This window comes from Kribbella sp. C-35 (assembly GCF_046549195.1).
GTDB lineage: Bacteria > Actinomycetota > Actinomycetes > Propionibacteriales > Kribbellaceae > Kribbella.
Genome location: NZ_JAJPWG010000009.1, coordinates 54,888 through 72,025 on the forward strand (window position 1 = coordinate 54,888; position 17,138 = coordinate 72,025).

Consider the following 17,138-nt stretch of genomic DNA (forward strand, 5'->3'; position numbering starts at 1 on the left):
GGCCTCACTTCGTGGTGAGGTCGAAGCCGATGTACTCGGCGGCGTCCTCGGGGCTGGCGAACAGGATGGTCTTGTCGTCCAGGTGGACCATCCGGCCGTAGTGGGTCGAGCTGATCTCCTCGAAGACGGAGCCGTCGAACTCCGACCCGAGCGCGTCGGTCAGCTCGGCGTAGTCGAAGTTCAGCAGTCCGACGCCGTCGACCCGGATCATCGACGGGTACTCGGTGAGCTCGACGCCGTCCTTGGCGCCCATCACCTCCGCGACGACCCGGCCGATCGGCGTGTTCATCAGGGTCACGCCGCACTTGTTGGAGAACTCGGTGGCCGATCCGAACTGCATGCTCACTGGTCCAGCTCCTTCGGAGAGTCGAGCCCGAGATCCTCGAGCAGCGAACGGAACTTCTGCTTGGCCGCGTCCAGGCTGGACGCGAACGTGACGGACTTCTCGGCCGGCTGCGACCAGATCGGCTGCAATGCGTGCGCAGCGTCGAGGCAGCGCGGGACCCAGGTCGTGAGCCACTCGCCGAACAGCGCCTTGTTGCTCTCGCCGTACTCGGCGTCCCGGGTCAGCAGCCGGAACAGGTTGCGGGTGTAGCCGAGGTCGCGGTCGTAGTCGTGCTCGCCGGTGCCGACGATGGTCGGCGTGATGTAGTCGCCGTTCCGTGCCGCGATCTGCATCACCAGCTCGGTCCGGAACAGCGACCCGACCAGCTGCTCGAACACGATGTTGGTGGCGAACAGCAGCTCGCACCAGTCCCCCACGGCCGTCAGCCGCTCGACCACTTCACGGGTCGGCTGCCACTCGGGCGCGCTCTGCCAGACCTCCTTGTGGGCGGCGCCGTCGAACGGTACGTCGGCCTCCGACAGGTCCAGGTTGAACAGGGCGAGGTCCTGGGCGAACCGCATCTTGTGGGCGGCGTTCACGGCGACGGCGGTGTTGATCATGTTCGTCGGACCGGACCGCTGGATGCTGGTGAAGACGTGCAGGGCGAGGCCGTTCTCGGCGTGCATCCAGGCGCCCAGGTTGCGCTCGATGAATTTCAGCCAGGCCGGGTTCCAGCTGTCGTACGCACGGGCCCGCTTCGCGTTCTGCAGGCACAGGTCGACCTGGTGGACGACGGCCGAGTTGTTGCGGTAGATCGTCTGGTCCCACTCCTCGTTCGGGTCGAGGAAGGCGTGCCAGTTCGACGACTTCGCGGCCGTCCACTCCTTCGGGTAGCCGCCGGGGCCGTCGCCGAAGCCGTAGATCCAGCCCTGGCTCAGGTGCCGCTCCGGGTCCGGCTGCACGTCGACGGTGACGTCCTCGTACATCGTCGCCCGCAGCTTGGCCGGCTTGTAGTAGTTGTACGCGCGGCTGGTCGAGCTCGGGAACTCCAGCGCACCGGCCTCGGAGTCGGTGAACTCGATCGTCGGGAAGCTGCGCTGCTTGGTTTCTGTCATCTCAGGCTCCATCGGTAGTCGCTGGGCTGGTGAACTTGTCGTAGAAGACCTGGTCCTTCGGCACGTTGCTTGCCTCCAGCAACGTCAAGGCGGCGTCGACCATCGGCGGCGGACCGCACAGGTAGACCTCGCTGCGGTGCAGCTCGGGCTCACGCCGTTCGACGATGTCCGTGACGTTGCCCTCCTCCACCTGGAGCCCCTCCGAGTCCTGAGCCGACTCGGACAGGCAGGCGATGAACTCGAAGCCGGTGAGGTCCGCACCGAGCTCCGCGATCGCCTCCAGGTAGAACAGGTCGGCCGCCGTACGGGCGCCGTAGTAGAACCGGACCGGGCGGGTGCTGCCGGTCTCCCGCAGGTGTCGCAGGATCGACAGGATCGGCGCCATCCCGGCCCCGCCGGCGACGCAGATCACCGGCAGCACATGGCCGTCCTTCAGCGTCGACGAGCCGTACGGCCCGGTCAGCGACAACTCGTCGCCGACCGCGAGCTCGCCGTCGAGCAGGGCGGAGAACCGGCCGCCCGGGTACTTCTTGATCAGGAACTCGAGCTCGTCCGGCGTCGACTGGGTGGTCGCCATCGAGAACGAGCGGTGCTCGTCGGTGCCGGGGATGGTGATGTCGACGTACTGCCCCGGCCGGAACTCGAAGGATCGCTCGGTTCGCAGCCGGAGCGAGACGATGTCCCGGGTGACCGGTTCGATCGCCTCGACGCGGGCGCCGACGGTCTGGATCGGGAGGCCGCCGAGCAGCTCGTCCTCGTCGAAGTTGAGCAGCTCGATCGTGCAGTCGCTGAAGGCATGCGCCCGGCACAGCAGCACGTACCCCTCGGCGACCTCGGCGTCGTTGCAGGCGAAGGTGGAGTAGCGCTCCATCTGCAGGTCGCCCTCGAGGACGTACGACTTGCAGGCGGAGCACTGCCCCTCCCGGCAGCCGTGCATCAGGTGGATGCCCTGCCGGAACGCCGCGTCGAGGATCTTGTCGTCCTCGGTGACGTCCATCTCGATGTCGACCGGTTCGAAGCGGATCCGGTGGGTGTCGGCCATCTCGGCCTCCTCCTGATACTGAGTGGATTTCAGGGGTGTGGGATGTCAGGCCGCGCGGGTGCCGTTGGCCTTGTACGCCGCGACGTGGGCCTCGCGCTCGGCGTCGGACATCTCGTTCAGCAGCACGTTCGGGCTCATGAACGTGTTGCCGCGGACGTCGTCGAGGGTCCACATTTTCTTCGGGTCGTCCAGGTCCAGGTGCGGCTGGCCGATCAGCGTCTTGCCGTCGTCCCGCACGTACCCGAGGTCCTGCACGATGTCGGCCAGGTCCTTGTTGTGGTGCAGGGTCTCCCACTCGCGGAACCCGGTCAGGCGGCCCATGTTCGGCGTCGGACGGCCGTCGTACTCGCCCCGGAACGCGACCGCGTCGGTCCAGTAGCACGTCTCCGAGCAGTACGTGCGCCACTGGTCGTCGACCTTCTCGGTGACCATGTCCTCGCGGATCAGGCACGGCACCATGCAGGTCCAGCAGCGGTGCGGGTACTGGTACCCGACCTCTTCGAACGCGATCGGCTTGTTCCGGCCCGGGTAGGCGAGCCGGTTGTAGTTCTCCCACCACTTGCCGTACTTCGAGTACCAGCCCGGGTACTTGTGCTCGAACCACTCGAAGTCCTTGTCGGTCATCGCGTCGATCCGCCAGTAGTTCACCGGCCAGCCGGTCGCGAAGAACCGCGCCACCTCGTGCACGTAGCCCTTGTTGGTGATCCGGTTCCACGCCTCCTCGACCAGGTCGTGCGGAATCGTGAGCCCGTACTTCTCCAGCGGCAGCAGGTAGCTGCGGTAGTAGTCGTCGTAGATCCACCGCCGCCACATCTCCGCGTAGCTCTCGCGGTCCTTCCGGCGGTCCTTGGTGCCGTACTCGATGAACGTGCCGATGGCGGCGTCCACGACGCAGTGGTTGTTCCACCACGCGTAGCGCAGGTCGCGCTCCAGCAGCGGCCGGTTGCGCTCGTCGGCCAGTGCCATCAGCAGGATCGAGTACCCGTTGCTGATGTGCCGCGACTCGTCCGACTGGACCGAGTGGAACACCGTCGGCAACAGGTAGTCGCCGTTCGCGGCCGCCTCGTCGGGCATCGCCACGAACAGCGTGTTGGTGAACGCGGTCTCGGCGACCACGGTCAGGTAGATGTTCGCGGCGGTGATCGCGTCACCGGTGATGAACCCCTCGCCGAACTGCCGGCCGATGGTGCCCGCGTAGTTGTTCGCGAACGCCTTCTCGGTCATGTCGAACCCGGCCGGGTCGATGTAGTTGTTCATGTACAGGCGCTTGAGGTTCATCTGGATCGTCGAGTGCCTGACCTCGTCGATCATCTGCACCGCGAGCCCGTTGTGGATCTCCGGGTTCGGTACGGCGTCGATCGCCATCGGCATCGCCCGCGCCGCGGAGATCTCCGGGAACGGGATGATGCTGAGGAACAGCTTCTGCCACTCCAGCCAGCGCTGCTGCACCTGGCGGAACATGTTCCCGCGGATGGCGCCGTCCATGGCGCCGTACACGCGGTTGTCCTTCTCCTCCTCCATCGGGAAGTAGGACCGCATGATCTGTTTCAGCGGGTCCTTCTTCGGCGCCTTCTCGAACGTGTAGTCGGTGCCGAACCGGGTCGCCGGGGTCGCGAAGGTCGGATCCCAGGACAGCTCGGTGATCTTGGCGTGGGCCTTGGTAAGACTCTGCCTGCTCAATGTGGGCCTCCATCATCGGGGTTGAACAGAGATGAAAGCCGCCCATTGGATGTCTCTGTGTCTCAATGTGAGATGGCGGTCCTGGGCCAGGCGGCTACCGTGGGAGCAGTTCCGCTGGTGACGGACGTGAAGGAGACCGCTATGGGCGCTGCACAGCCGGTCCGAGATCCGATCCGGGTCTCATGGGAGCGTTCACATGCATCCCGGGTGGACGTCGACCGCCCGGCGCCGGTGTACTTCGACCGGATCGACCGGGAGACCACGCTGATGCGGGCGGCCCGGCCGGTCATCGACGCACTGTCGTCCGAGCTCCACAACGAGCCGGTCTGCATCATCCTGACCGATGCCAAAGGCGTCGTCCTCGACCGTCGCGGCGGCGACCCGTCGCTGCTCCGGCGACTGGACTCCGTGGACCTCGCACCCGGATTCCAGTACGCCGAGTCCGCCGTCGGGACCAACGGGATCGGTACGGCGCTCGAGGTGTGCGGGCCGATCCTGGTGGACGGTGCCGAGCACTACAACGGGAAGCTGCGGATGTTCTCCTGCGCCGGCGCCCCGATCACGCATCCGGTCACCGGCGGTCTGCTCGGCGTACTGGACATCACGACCCAGGCCAGGAACTCGAACTCGATCCTGTTGTCGTTCGCGAAGCTCGCGGCGCGGCGGATCCACGAGCGGGTCGTCGAGGAGGCGAACGCGCTCGACCACGCCTTGCTGAGCGACTACTACGCCGCCTGCCGGCACAGCGGCGGACCGGTGCTCGCGCTCGGCGACGAAGTCTTCATGATGAACGCCTACGCGCAGGCGCGATTCGACGCCATCGACCAGGCGGCCCTGATCGACCGCACCCGCGACGCCCGCGGCGGCACGAAGCCACAGGTCTTCCTCACCGATCTGCCCAGCGGGACGACCGCCCGGATGGCCTATCGCCCGACCTTCGTCGGCGACACCCTGGCCGGCGGGGTGATCCAGATCAAGGAGCAACGTCTCCCGGCCCGCGGACACCAGGTCACGCGGCAACCGGTGGTTCCCGGGACGACCGGAACCAGCGCGGTCTGGCAGCACATCATCCAGGAGATGCTGGATGCGTGCAGCCGGTCCGAGTGGCTGATCGCCGACGGCGAGCCGGGTGCGGGCAAGCTGTCGCTGCTGCGCGCGGTCCGCAGGCACGTGGCACCTGACCGGCGGCTCGCGGTCCTCGATCCGGCGGTGACGGGCGAAGACCTGGTGGCCGAGGCCCGCGCGGAGCTGGAGTCCGGCGCCGACCTGATCATCCGGCGGGCGCATCTGCTGACCGGCGAGACCCTCGACGGCTTCACCGAGCTCCTGCAGAGCGTCCGCGACGGCGCGACGGCCGGGGACGCCTGGGTCGCGCTCACGTTGCCGGCGGACCGCGTCGAGATCGCCGACCAACTGCTGGCCTTCTTTCCGCGAACCGTCGAGGTGCCGCCGCTACGGCATCACGTCGAGGACGTTCCGGCGCTGGTCCGGTCGCTGCTCGCGAAGGCCGGCATCAACGGCCTGACCTTCTCCACCGCCACGATGAACCAGCTGATGCGGTTGCCGTGGGCAGGCAACATCACCCATCTGCGCTCTGTCCTCGCAGCCGTGGCCAGGCGACGCCGGTCCGGCGTCGTCGAGCTGGCCGACCTGCCGCCCGAGTGCCGGGCCACCACCCGGCGACAGCTGACGCCGATCGAAGCGCTCGAGCGGGACGCGATCGTCGACGCGTTGTCGACGTACGACGGTGACAAGAAGGCCGCGGCCACCGCGCTCGGGATGTCCCGGGCGACCATCTACCGCAAGATCCGCGAGTACGGAATCGTCACCTGACCCCGCAGTCCGCTCACAAACGAGCAGACGCGAGCGGGCTGTGATCATCCGGTCACAGCTCGCTCGCTTTATTGCAGATCGTTACCACCGTGGAACCACCCGGGCCTGCGACCGCACCCCCGGCTCCGCTAGGTTCTGGCCATGAGCGATTCCGACACGCTGACGAAAACTGGTCTGGTGGCGCTGACCGGGGTCAACAAGCATTTCGGCGAACTGCACGTCCTGAAGGACATCAACCTGTCCATCGATCAGGGCGAGGTCGTCGTGGTGATCGGCCCCTCCGGGTCCGGTAAGTCGACGCTCTGCCGCGCGATCAACCGGCTGGAGCCGATCGACACCGGCAGCATCCTGCTGGACGGCCAGCCGCTGCCCAGCGAGGGCAAGGCCCTCGCCAAGCTGCGCGCCGACGTCGGCATGGTCTTCCAGTCGTTCAACCTGTTCGCGCACAAGACGATCCTGCAGAACGTCACCCTCGGCCCCTTGAAGGTTCGCAAGACCGACCCCAAGCAGGCCGAGAAGCGGGCGATGGAGCTGCTGGAACGGGTGGGGGTGGCCAACCAGGCCTCGAAGTACCCGGCTCAGCTGTCCGGTGGCCAGCAGCAGCGCGTCGCGATCGCGCGGGCCCTGGCCATGGATCCGAAGGTCATCCTGTTCGACGAGCCGACGTCGGCGCTCGACCCGGAGATGATCCAGGAGGTCCTCGAGGTGATGATCGACCTGGCCAAGCAGGGCATGACGATGGTCGTGGTCACGCACGAGATGGGCTTCGCCCGGACTGCGGCGAACCGGGTGGTGTTCATGGCCGACGGCGAGATCGTCGAGGAAGCCACCCCGGAGACCTTCTTCACCAACCCGACCTCGAGGCGGGCCCAGGACTTCCTCGGCAAGATCCTCAAGCACTGACGTCCGCCCGCAGCCGTACCCAGCAACGAAACGAAGGGGAACCCGATCATGAGAATGCGCACCCTCGTCGCCACCTGCGGCGTCGCAGCGCTCGCGCTGACCGCCGCCGCCTGTGGCAAGGACGAGCCGAGCGCCGGCGGCGGCAACACTGGCGGCGCCGCGTCCGACTCCTGCGGCGAGCTGCACAAGTTCACCGCCGCGACCGGCGTGGACGTGCCCGGCAGCACGGCGTTCACCAAGATCAAGTCCGCCGGCAAGGTGACCGTCGGCGTCAAGGCCGACCAGCCGAACCTCGGCTACAAGGATGCCGACGGCAAGCGCTGCGGCTTCGACATCGAGGTGGCCCGGATGGTGGCCGCCGGCCTCGGCGTCGACCCGGACAAGATCGAGTACAAGGAGATCCCGTCGGCGAACCGCGAGACCGCGATCGCCGGTGGTGAGATCGACTACTACGTCGGCACCTACTCGATCACCGACAAGCGCAAGAAGCAGGTCTCGTTCGCCGGCCCGTACTTCATCGCCGGTCAGGACCTGCTCGTCCGCAAGGACGACACCTCGATGGACGCCGGCAAGACCGCCCTGAAGGGCAAGAAGGTCTGCTCGGCGACCGGCTCGACCCCGATCCAGCGGGTCAAGGACGAGCAGCTGACCGAGGCGAGCAACATCTCCGAGTTCAAGACCTACTCGGAGTGCGTCTCCCAGCTGCTGGACAAGAAGGTCGACACGGTCACCACCGACGACGCGATCCTCAAGGGGTACGCCGCGACGGCGCCCGACGAGCTGCGTGTGGTCGGCAAGCCGTTCAGCACCGAGAAGTACGGCATCGGCCTGCCGCTGGCCGACAAGGCGCTGCGCGAGAAGGTGAACTCCATCCTGGAGACGTCGGCCTCCGACGGCACCTGGAAGGCGATCTACGGCGAGACGCTCGGCAAGTCGGGTTCGGACTCGACCCCGCCGCCGCTCGAGAAGTACTGATCCACCAGCCGGCCGCGGTGTCCTCGACTGGGCGCCGCGGCTCGGCTGTGCACATGTAGGCACAGGTAGGTAAGAGGAAGGTCGCGATGTTCTCGGTCCTCACCGACAACTGGCCGTTGTTCCGGGACGGCTTCTGGCTGACCATCAGGCTGTTCCTGGTGTCCGGCGTACTCAGCCTGATCATCGGCACCGCGCTCGGAGCGTTCCGCGTCTCCCCGGTGCCCGCGCTGCGCGGCTTCGGCACCGGCTACGTCAACATCCTGCGGAACACACCGCTCACGCTGGTTTTCGCGTTCCTGTTCTTCGGCGCCGCCAAGATGGACCTCGCCCTGCCCAACCCGTTCTGGACCGCGGTCGGCGCGCTGACGATCTACACGTCGGCGTTCATCTGCGAGGTGGTCCGGTCGGGCGTCAACACCATCGCTCCGGGCCAGTCCGAGGCGGCGCGCGCGGTCGGCATGTCGTTCCCGCAGGTGCTCACGATCGTGGTGCTGCCGCAGGCCTTCCGGGCGATCATCCCGCCGTTGATGAGTGTGCTCATCGCCTTGCTGAAGAACACCACGATCGCGGCCGGCTTCTCGGTGGTGGAGGCCGGCTCGATCCCGGCAGCGATGTCCGAGCGCGGTGAGAACCAGCTGCTCACGCTGCTGTGGATCACGATCGGATTCCTGATCCTCATCGTGCCGCTGATCTTCCTGCAACGGTGGGCCGAACGACGGACGGCGGTAGCCTGATGAGCGCAGTTCTGTACGAGGCGCCCGGGCCGCGCGCGAAGCGCCGGAACCGGATTTTCAACGTCGTGGTCCTGGTGGCGCTGCTCGGCGCGATCGCGTGGCTGATCCTCCGGATGTACGACTACGGCCAGTTCGAGGGCAGGCTCTGGCGGCAGTTCCAGTACTCGTCGATCCAACGGCAGTTGCTGGACGGTCTGCTCAACACGCTGAAGGCCGCAGGACTGGCGGCTGTTCTCGCGCTGTTGTTCGGCGCGGTGTTCGCCGCGGCGCGGATCAGCGACCACAAGTGGCTGCGGACCCCGGCGACGCTGATCGTCGAGCTGTTCCGCGCCGTCCCGCTGCTGATCCTGATGTTCTACTTCTACTTCGGCAACATCCAGTTCGGCCTCGGACTCGGCCCGTTCTGGGCGGTCGTCTTCGGCCTGACCCTGTACAACGGGTCGGTCCTCGCGGAGATCTTCCGGGCCGGCATCGCCGCCGTACCGAAGGGTCAGCGCGAGGCGGCGTACGCGCTGGGTCTGCGGAAGAATCAGGTCGTCCGCCTGGTGCTGTTGCCGCAGGCCATCAGTGCGATGCTGCCGGCGATCGTCAGCCAGTTGGTCGTCCTGCTGAAGGACACGGCTCTGGGCTTCATCATCACGTACGGCGAGTTGCTGTACGTCGCGAAGCAGATGGGCGGCCGGCTCACGTACGGGTTCCCGTACATCCCGACGTACATCGTGACCGCGGTCATCTACATCGGCCTGTGCTCACTGCTGTCGCTGCTGGCCCGCTACCTGGAGGGCCGCTCGAGGCGCCGCCGCAAGATCACCGGCGGCCCGCCGCCCCTCCCCCTGACCACCGATCCCGGCCAGGCCCCGCCGATCTGACCGAGGGCCCCTCCCACCACGGGAGGGGCCCTCGTTTCTTGTTCAGCGCAGGGTGTTGAAGGAGTCGCGGATGATGTCGAGGGCTTCGGCGGCTTCTTCCTCGGTCAGGGTCATCGGGGGCGCCATCCGGAGGACGTTGCCGTAGAGGCCGCCCTTGCCGACCAGGAGGCCGCGGTTCTTGGTTTCCTGCTGGAGTTTGGCCGTGGCGGCCGCGTCCGGGCTGTTGTCGTCCGGTTTGACCAGCTCGGCGGCGAGCATCAGGCCCTTGCCGCGGACGTCGCCGAGTTCGGGGAATTCGTCGGAGATGCCGCGCAGGCCGTCGACGAGCTGCGCGCCGCGCTTGGCCGCGTTCGCCTGCAGGTCCTTGTCGAGCAGGTAGTCGATCGTGGCCTTCGCGGCGCTGGTCGAGATCGGGTTGCCGCCGAACGTCGACAGCGAGTTCGCCTTGACGCTGTCCATCAGATCGCCGCGCGCGACCACCCCGCCGATCGCGAACCCGTTGCCGAGACCCTTCGCGAAGGTCATCGCGTCCGGTACGACGCCGTGCGCCTGGATCCCCCAGAAGTGGTCGCCGGTGCGGCCCCATCCGGTCTGCACCTCGTCCGAGACGAAGAGGATCCCGTACTCGTCCAGGACCTTCTTGAACGCGGCGTACAGACCGTCCGGGGGCGACGAGAACCCGCCGACGCCCTGAATCGGCTCCGCGATCATGCACGCGACGTCGCCCGCGGTCGTGGTCTCGATGACGTTGCGCAGGTCGTCGACGCAGACCTTGATGTACTCCGCGTCGGGCAGGTCGCGGAACGGGCTGCGGTACCGGTACGCGCCCTGCACGTACTGCACGTTGACCGGCGACAGGCTGCTCGCGGACCAGCCGCGGTTGCCGGTGATCGCGACCGTGCCGAATGCGCGGCCGTGGTACGAGTTGCGCATCGCCAGCACCTGGTTGGAGCGGCGGTTCTGGGTGGCGAGTAGAAGGGCCGTCTCGTTCGCCTCGGTGCCCGAGTTCGCGAAGAACACCTTCGCGTCCGGGATCCCGGACAGCTCGGCGATCTGCTCGGCCAGCTCGATCTGCTTGCGGATCAGGTACACCGTCGAGGTGTGCGCGATCCCGGTGCCGAGCTGCTCCCGCACCGCATCGGAGATCTCCGCGATGTCGTACCCGATCGCGTTGGTCAGGATGCCGGCGAAGAAGTCGAGGTACGTGTTCCCCTCACCGTCGGTCACCCGGCGGCCGGATCCCTGCACGATCTCGATCGGCTCCTCGTAGTACAACGCGAGCCAAGCCGGCATAACGGCCTTGTGACGCTCCCAGAGCTCCGCATGTGTCATGCCCTAAGCATTACCTCAGCTGAGAGTGGGCGTCTATTAGTGTGCTCTCCGTGACGTTGCCGAGCATTCCGCATGTGGACATCGAGTCGTTGGAGCAGTTCGACCGGTTGCTGGCCGCCGGCGCCACCGCGATGGCCGGGTGGCGGGTCCAGTCGGTGGATCTGACCGGCCGTACGGCGGAACTCCTCGGGCTGCAGCCGACCGGCTCGGTGTTCCTCGGCTGCTTGCTGGAGGACAAGGCCGACGGGTGGGTCCGGGACGGCGGCGGACTGGTGTTCCCGGCGATCCCGGAGCTGCCGTTCGACGCGTACCGCGGCCGGCTGTACGACGCGGACGAGCTGTACGCCGGCCTCGAAAACGGGTACGACGCCACGCCGGATGCCCGGATCTACGCGTGGTCCCGTCAGCACGACGAGAAGGGCGACACGAGCCGTACGCTCGCCACCGCGCTCCACGACCACGCGATCGCGGACGCCTTGGCGGAACTGCCCGCCGACGAGCCGTGGGTCGGGGTGATGGGCGGTCACGGCGTACTGCGGGGCGACGGCAACTACCGCGCCGCCGTACTGCTCGGCCGTACGCTTGCCCGGCGCAACCACCTGGTCGTCACCGGCGGCGGTCCGGGCGCGATGGAGGCCGCCAACCTCGGTGCGTCCCTTGCGTCGTACGACGAGGCCGACGTCGACGAGGCGCTGACCGAGCTGGCCGCCGTACCGTCGTTCCGCCCGTCGATCGGCGCGTGGGCGGCCGCCGGGCTGAGCGTGCGCGCCCGATTCCCCGGGAACGGCGGGGTGTCGATCCCGACCTGGTTCTACGGTCACGAGCCGCCCAACGTGTTCGCCGGCTCGATCGCGAAGTACTTCTCGAACGCCCAACGCGAAGAGGTCCTCCTCGGCCGCGCCCGCGGCGGCATCATCTACCTCCCCGGCGCCGCCGGCACCGTCCAAGAGGTCTTCCAAGCAGTGACCCCCAACTACTACGGCGACGCCGCCACCCAAATCCCACTCATCCTCGTCGGCGTAGACCACTGGACTGTGAAGCTGCCGGTGTGGCCCCTCCTCCAATCCTTGGCCACCAACCGCCCGATGACCCGCTCCCTCCACCTCGTCGACACGATCGAAGAGGCCGCCGCGCTCGTCGGCTAGTTCTGTCGGTGGGGTGGTTTACGGTGCGCTGCATGACGAACTTCGTGTTGGTGCCAGGGGCGTGGCTGGGTGCGTGGGCGTGGGACGAGGTCGCTACTGCGCTGCGTGCTGACGGGCACGGGGTGTATCCGGTGACTCTCAGTGGGCTGGCTGAGCGGCGGGGTGTGGATGCGGGCCAGCAGGAGCATGTCGACGACATCGTGGCGGTGGTCGAGTCGCAGGACCTGCAGGACGTCGTACTCGTGGGGCACAGCTACTCCGGGATCCCGGTCGGGCAGGCGGCGGGGCGGATCGGGGACCGGTTGCGGCGGGTGGTGTACGTCGACTCGAACATCCCGACCGACGGGAAGTCGTTCGTCGACGGCTGGTCCGAGGAAGGGCAGGCGTGGGTGCGGGAGCAGCTGGAGCAGTCCGGCGGATACTGGCCGCCGCTGACCGCGGAGGACTACGTCGGGCAGGACCTCTCCGACGAGGCTGTCACGTTGATCCTGGAGCGCGGTACGCCGCATCCGGGGCGCGCGATCTCCGAGCCGGCGCAGCTGATCAAGCCGATCGGCGAGCTGCCCACGACGTACCTCAAATGCCTGATGGACGGTACGACGCCATCGACCGACGTGCTCGAGCAACTCAAGTCCCCGTCGTGGGAGCTGGCAGAGCTCAACACCGGCCACTGGCCGATGTTCTCCCAGCCCGCGGCGCTCGCTCAGATCCTGGGCGCTGTCGTCAGGCGACCTGGTATGGCTTGAACTGCATCTGCGGGTTCGCGTACGCGTCCTGTGACTCGACGAGCTGCAACTCGCGCTCTCCCGACTCGTGGGTGCGCGTGAGCAGATCGAAAACGCTCGAGGTCGTGCGCGCGAGCGCCTCCGCGAGATCGCCCGTACGGCGGTAGTGCGCTGTGAAGAGCGCTGCCGTCACGTCGCCGGAGCCGTTCGCCTTCATCGGGATGTACGGCGTCTGCACGAGCCACGCCCCGCTGTCGTCGACGGCCAGCATCTCGATCGTGCCGTCCTCGCGCTCGGGACGCTCGACGCTGGTGACGAGCACTGTGCGCGGTCCGGTCGCGCGGACCAACTCCACCGACGCCAGCGTGGACTCGAGCGTGTCCGGCTCGGTGCCCGTCAGGAAACCCAGCTCGAACTGGTTAGGCGAGATGATGTCGGCTGCCGGCACCACCCGATCGCGCAGCAGCACCGGGATCGCGGGAGCGACGAAGCACCCGGACTTCGCGTTCCCCATCACCGGGTCGCAGGAGTACACCGCCGCGGGATTGGCCGCCTTCACCCGCTTCACCGTCTCGAGGATCACGTCGGCGATCCCCTCGCCACCCTGGTAGCCCGACAGCACCACGTCGATCTGCGGAAGAACCCCGCGGTCCTCGATCCCGAGCAGAACCTCTCGTACGTCGTCCGGGCTGATCATCGGCCCACGCCACGCCCCGTAGCCGGTGTGGTTCGAGAAGTTCACCGTGTACACCGGCAGCACCTCGACGCCGATGCGCTGCAGCGGAAACACAGCCGCCGAGTTCCCCACATGCCCGTAGGCAACCGCCGACTGGATCGAAAGAATCTTCACCGCCCGATCATCCCACCGGCCCAGAACCCGGCTGCGCGCAGTACTGACTTGGTCTACTGTGCGCGGCATGGCTGAGTTCGTACTGGTGCCGGGAGCCCGGCTGGGCGCTTGGGCCTGGGACGCCGTCACGGAAAGTCTGCGGAGTGCCGGGCATGCGGTGTACGCGGTGACCTTGAGCGGCCTGGCGGAGCGGGGTGGGCCGACTGCGGATCGGGTGGGGCAGCAACAGCATGTCGCCGACATCGTCTCGGTGGTCGAGGGCAACGAGTTGTACGACGTGGTGCTGGTCGGGCACAGCTACTCGGGGATCCCGGTCGGGCAGGCGGCCGGACGGATCGGTGATCGCCTGCAACGGGTCGTGTACGTCGACTCGAGCATTCCGGCTGACGGCCTGTCGTTCGTCGACGGCTGGTCCGAGGACGACCGGGCGTGGCTGGCGGAGCAGCTGGTCGAGGGCGACGGCACGTGGCTGCCGGCGGAGGCGGAGCACTTCGTCGACCAGGACCTGTCCGACGAGGCGATCAGCCAACTGGTGTCCCGCAGTACGCCGCACCCGGGCCTGACGCTGACGCAACCGGCGCGGTTGACCAGGCCGATCGGCGAGCTGCCGACGACGTACATCAAGTGCCTGATGGCAGGCGGTACGCCCTCGCCCGACGTGCAGAGGGAGCTGGAGTCACCGCAGTGGCGGCTGATCGAGATGCAGACCGGCCACTGGCCGATGCTCTCCCAGCCCGCGGCGCTCGCCCAGCTCCTCGCGACGGTCTAGCTCCTCGCGACGGTCTAGGTGAGCCAGGCTTCGGCGGTGTCGAGGAACATGTCGACCTCAACGATGTCGTAGCCCTCGGCGAGGCGGACGGGGCTGAACTGGGCGCCGCGGATCTCCGCAGCGGTCACCGGGCGGCTCACCGGAAGGCCGTTCACGGTCGCCATCACCCGTTCGACGAACTCGTCCACCTCCGCGATGTCGTAGCCCTCGCGCAGCCGGACCGTGCTGAACTGCGGCGGGGCCTGCGTGCCCGCAGTACCTCCGGGCGCCGGATGCTGAGCGACCAGACCGCCGGGCAGCCAGCGTTCCGCGTCCGCCAGGAAGTTGTCGACCTCCTCAGCCGGGTAGCCCGGGCCGAGCAACGGCGTACGGAACGCGGCGTTGCGGAGGTCGTGGACGGTGACGTCCGGGCCGACCGACCGGTGTTCGGCCGTGGCGATAATGCGGTCGACCAACGCGTCGACCTCCCCGCGGTCGTAGCGCTGACCGAGCCGGCGCACGGTGAACGCGGGCTTCAGCATCAGGACTTGCTCGCGGCGGCGAGCTGGCCGCAGGCGCCGTCGATCTCCTGACCGCGGGTGTCGCGGACCGTGACCGGGATGCCGCCGGCCTCGAGACGGCGGACGAACTCGCGCTCGTCGGCCGGGTCGGACGCAGTCCACTTCGAGCCCGGCGTCGGATTCAGCGGGATCAGGTTGACGTGCACCCAGCCCCAGTCGCCGCGCGCGTTCAGCTTCTCGGCGAGCAGGTCGGCCCGCCAGGCGTGGTCGTTGATGTCGCGGATCATCGCGTACTCGATCGAGACCCGCCGCCTGGTCTGCTGCGCGTAGCCCCAGGCCGCGTCCAGCACCTCGTCGACCTTCCAGCGGTTGTTGATCGGCACGAGCTCGTCGCGCAGCTCGTCGTCCGGCGCGTGCAGCGACAGCGCGAGCGTGACCGGGATCCCCTCCGTCGCCAGCTGGTTGATCCGCGGCACGAGACCGACCGTCGACACGGTCACACCACGCGCCGAGATCCCGAGACCTTCCGGCGACGGGTCCGTGAACCGCCGTACGGCGCCCATGACGGCCTTGTAGTTCGCCATCGGCTCGCCCATGCCCATGAACACGATGTTCGAGACCCGGCCCGGCCCGCCGGCGACCTCGCCGCGGGCAAGCGCCCGCGCACCGTCGACGACCTGCTCGACGATCTCCGCGGTGGTCATGTTCCGCGTCAGGCCGCCCTGTCCGGTCGCGCAGAACGGGCACGCCATCCCGCAGCCGGCCTGGGAGGACACGCACATCGTCACGCGGCCCGGGTACCGCATCAGGACCGACTCGACGAGCGAGCCGTCGAGCAGCTTCCACAGCGTCTTGCGGGTCTCGCCGTTGTCGCACTCCAGGTCGCGGACCCGGGTCAGCAGCGGCGGCATCAGGTCCGCGACGAGCTTGTCGCGGGTCGCGGCCGGCAGGTCGGTCATCTCGGCCGGGTCGGACACCAGCCGGGAGAAGTAGTGGTTGGACAGCTGCTTGGCCCGGAACGCGGGCTCGCCCAGCGCCTCGACCGCCGTACGCCGTTCCTCCCCGGTGAGATCGGCAAGGTGCCGCGGCGGCTTCTTGGCACGACGCGGCTCATCGAACACGAGGGGAAGGGAGGTAGACATAACCGCCCTATTGTCGCCCGCCGATACGGCGCTTCACAAATTCACATCCCCAGCGTGCTGCGGATCACTCTCCTTGCGGTCCGAGTGGCCGAGCTTGCGGTCCGGCGCGATCCGGTCGCGGACCATCTGCTTCAGGAGCGGGATCTCGGCGAATCCGCCCTCCGCCTTTCGCGACCACAGCAGCTCCCCGTCCAGGCTGACGTCGAACACTCCCCCGGTCCCCGGGACGAGCGCCACCTCCCCCAGCTCCTTCGGGAAGGTGGTCAGCAACTCCTGGGCGGTCCACGCCGCCCGCATCAACCACCGGCACTGCGTGCAGTACTCGATCTCCAACCGCGGTTCTCTCGCCACGTGCAAAGTATCGCCGACCGCCTTCCCCCCACTTTGAGAAGCCACCAACCATTCCGAGGGCGGCGACATGGTTGGTGGCTTCTCAAAGTTGCTCCGATCAGGCCGAGTAGCCCTTCGGGGGGATCAGGGTCGCCAGCTGATTGAAGGTCAGCCAGTACGTCGCGGTCGGGGCGAAGCCGGCCGGGTCGGCGATCAGTACGGTCTGGTCGCTGTCGTCGTACCCGATCACCGTGAAGTAGTGGTAGATCGTGTAGTTCGGGTAGCCCGGCGGGTGGTTGCTCGCCGGGGCGACGATGTTCGCGACGATCGGGTAGTTGTTGTCGATGTCGAGGACGACGTCTCGCCAGAGCAGATCGCGCTGCGCCTGGGTGGGCGGGTCGTTCGGCATCTCCTTGGTCTCGTACCAGCCGGTGCCGAGGTGGTTGTTGAGCACCCGAGTGACCTGACCGATCCAGTCGGTGCCGTTGGTTGTGGTCGGCAACTCGTTGGCCAGTTGCTGCTGGCTCGGCGGCGAGATCCGGGCCGAGAGCGCGATCCGGGTCGCTGCCGGGCCGCACCAGTAGCCGGTCTGCTGGTACTGGAAGTCGATGTTGAGGATCTTGACGGTCTGCGTCGAGTAGCCGAGCTTCGGGACCGGCTTGGTCGCCGCGACCGCTTCGGCCGAGACGGTCTGCGGTACGGCGGTGGCTGCGTTCATCGGAAGCACCGCGGCCGCGATGACGGCGAGACCACTCAGGGCGGCCTTGAACTTCGTCGTGGGAATCATGTCAGCTCCTCACTGGACGACCGGGGCGGATCGTCCTGTGTTTGATCCTGACACAATGTGTTGCGCTGCGGTGAAAAAATCA

The 17,138-nt window shown here is 67.6% G+C and carries 18 protein-coding genes; 8 read left to right on the forward strand and 10 right to left on the reverse strand.

Annotated features, from left to right (window positions below):
* Positions 1-4: 4 nt before the first annotated feature.
* Genes mimD through ACLJOO_RS41190 form a run of 4 tightly spaced genes read right to left on the reverse strand, consistent with a single transcriptional unit; the run spans position 5 to position 4,162 of the window.
* Positions 5-340 (reverse strand): propane 2-monooxygenase effector subunit MimD, encoded by a 336-nt coding sequence (mimD, locus tag ACLJOO_RS41175; RefSeq protein ID WP_131347313.1) that lies wholly within the window; start codon positions 338-340, stop codon positions 5-7.
* Between the two features lie 2 nt (positions 341-342).
* Positions 343-1,440, reverse strand: a complete 1,098-nt coding sequence (locus tag ACLJOO_RS41180; RefSeq protein WP_410793642.1) for an aromatic/alkene monooxygenase hydroxylase subunit beta — start codon at positions 1,438-1,440, stop codon at positions 343-345.
* A gap of 1 nt (position 1,441) precedes the next feature.
* On the reverse strand, positions 1,442-2,482 hold the full coding sequence (locus ACLJOO_RS41185) for an FAD-binding oxidoreductase (protein ID WP_410793644.1): 1,041 nt from the start codon (positions 2,480-2,482) through the stop codon (positions 1,442-1,444).
* A 45-nt stretch (positions 2,483-2,527) separates the two neighbouring features.
* Positions 2,528-4,162 carry a hypothetical protein gene (locus ACLJOO_RS41190; RefSeq protein WP_410793645.1) on the reverse strand — a complete coding sequence of 545 codons (1,635 nt, stop codon included), beginning with the start codon at positions 4,160-4,162 and terminating at the stop codon, positions 2,528-2,530.
* Between the two features lie 141 nt (positions 4,163-4,303).
* Here ACLJOO_RS41190 and ACLJOO_RS41195 point away from each other — a divergent pair, with 141 nt between their 5' ends.
* The 5 genes from ACLJOO_RS41195 to ACLJOO_RS41215 all read left to right on the forward strand — a co-directional run bounded on the left by ACLJOO_RS41195 (position 4,304) and on the right by ACLJOO_RS41215 (position 9,476).
* Positions 4,304-5,995, forward strand: a complete 1,692-nt coding sequence (locus tag ACLJOO_RS41195) for a sigma-54-dependent Fis family transcriptional regulator (protein ID WP_410793646.1) — start codon at positions 4,304-4,306, stop codon at positions 5,993-5,995.
* Between the two features lie 174 nt (positions 5,996-6,169).
* The gene (locus ACLJOO_RS41200) at positions 6,170-6,898 is read left to right on the forward strand and encodes an amino acid ABC transporter ATP-binding protein (RefSeq protein ID WP_410793905.1); all 729 of its coding nucleotides are present in this window, start codon (positions 6,170-6,172) and stop codon (positions 6,896-6,898) included.
* A gap of 48 nt (positions 6,899-6,946) precedes the next feature.
* On the forward strand, positions 6,947-7,873 hold the full coding sequence (locus ACLJOO_RS41205) for a glutamate ABC transporter substrate-binding protein (RefSeq protein ID WP_410793647.1): 927 nt from the start codon (positions 6,947-6,949) through the stop codon (positions 7,871-7,873).
* An 86-nt stretch (positions 7,874-7,959) separates the two neighbouring features.
* Complete coding sequence (locus ACLJOO_RS41210) at positions 7,960-8,607, forward strand: amino acid ABC transporter permease (protein ID WP_130387698.1); 648 nt, start codon at positions 7,960-7,962, stop codon at positions 8,605-8,607.
* The gene (locus tag ACLJOO_RS41215) at positions 8,607-9,476 is read left to right on the forward strand and encodes an amino acid ABC transporter permease (RefSeq protein ID WP_410793649.1); all 870 of its coding nucleotides are present in this window, start codon (positions 8,607-8,609) and stop codon (positions 9,474-9,476) included. Before ACLJOO_RS41210 ends, ACLJOO_RS41215 begins: the two co-directional genes overlap by 1 nt.
* Before the next feature lie 42 nt (positions 9,477-9,518).
* On the opposite strand, the gene ACLJOO_RS41220 is transcribed toward ACLJOO_RS41215, so the two are convergent.
* Entirely contained in the window at positions 9,519-10,808 is a 1,290-nt protein-coding gene (locus tag ACLJOO_RS41220) for an aspartate aminotransferase family protein (RefSeq protein ID WP_410793651.1), read from the reverse strand.
* A 50-nt stretch (positions 10,809-10,858) separates the two neighbouring features.
* On the opposite strand from ACLJOO_RS41220, the gene ACLJOO_RS41225 reads away from it, so the two are divergent.
* Together ACLJOO_RS41225 and ACLJOO_RS41230 are read left to right on the forward strand one after the other, a co-directional pair.
* Positions 10,859-11,953, forward strand: coding sequence for an LOG family protein (locus ACLJOO_RS41225; protein ID WP_410793653.1), 1,095 nt, complete (start codon positions 10,859-10,861; stop codon positions 11,951-11,953).
* A 32-nt stretch (positions 11,954-11,985) separates the two neighbouring features.
* Positions 11,986-12,699 carry an alpha/beta fold hydrolase gene (locus tag ACLJOO_RS41230; protein ID WP_410793654.1) on the forward strand — a complete coding sequence of 238 codons (714 nt, stop codon included), beginning with the start codon at positions 11,986-11,988 and terminating at the stop codon, positions 12,697-12,699.
* Here ACLJOO_RS41230 and pdxY read toward each other — a convergent pair.
* Positions 12,677-13,528 (reverse strand): pyridoxal kinase PdxY, encoded by an 852-nt coding sequence (gene pdxY / locus ACLJOO_RS41235; protein WP_410793655.1) that lies wholly within the window; start codon positions 13,526-13,528, stop codon positions 12,677-12,679. The two genes, ACLJOO_RS41230 and pdxY, sit on opposite strands and share 23 nt — an antisense overlap.
* 67 nt (positions 13,529-13,595) lie before the next feature.
* Here pdxY and ACLJOO_RS41240 point away from each other — a divergent pair, with 67 nt between their 5' ends.
* Positions 13,596-14,297 (forward strand): alpha/beta fold hydrolase, encoded by a 702-nt coding sequence (locus tag ACLJOO_RS41240; protein ID WP_410793657.1) that lies wholly within the window; start codon positions 13,596-13,598, stop codon positions 14,295-14,297.
* A gap of 14 nt (positions 14,298-14,311) precedes the next feature.
* On the opposite strand, the gene ACLJOO_RS41245 is transcribed toward ACLJOO_RS41240, so the two are convergent.
* From ACLJOO_RS41245 to ACLJOO_RS41260, 4 genes are all read right to left on the reverse strand, one after another.
* Positions 14,312-14,818, reverse strand: coding sequence for a DivIVA domain-containing protein (locus ACLJOO_RS41245; RefSeq protein WP_410793659.1), 507 nt, complete (start codon positions 14,816-14,818; stop codon positions 14,312-14,314).
* Positions 14,818-15,939, reverse strand: a complete 1,122-nt coding sequence (gene rlmN, locus ACLJOO_RS41250) for a 23S rRNA (adenine(2503)-C(2))-methyltransferase RlmN (protein ID WP_410793660.1) — start codon at positions 15,937-15,939, stop codon at positions 14,818-14,820. Before rlmN ends, ACLJOO_RS41245 begins: the two co-directional genes overlap by 1 nt.
* Positions 15,940-15,972: 33 nt before the next feature.
* Positions 15,973-16,290, reverse strand: a complete 318-nt coding sequence (locus ACLJOO_RS41255) for a SelT/SelW/SelH family protein (RefSeq protein ID WP_410793661.1) — start codon at positions 16,288-16,290, stop codon at positions 15,973-15,975.
* Positions 16,291-16,387: 97 nt separating this feature from the next.
* Positions 16,388-17,056 carry a C39 family peptidase gene (locus tag ACLJOO_RS41260; RefSeq protein WP_410793662.1) on the reverse strand — a complete coding sequence of 223 codons (669 nt, stop codon included), beginning with the start codon at positions 17,054-17,056 and terminating at the stop codon, positions 16,388-16,390.
* Positions 17,057-17,138: the final 82 nt, after the last annotated feature.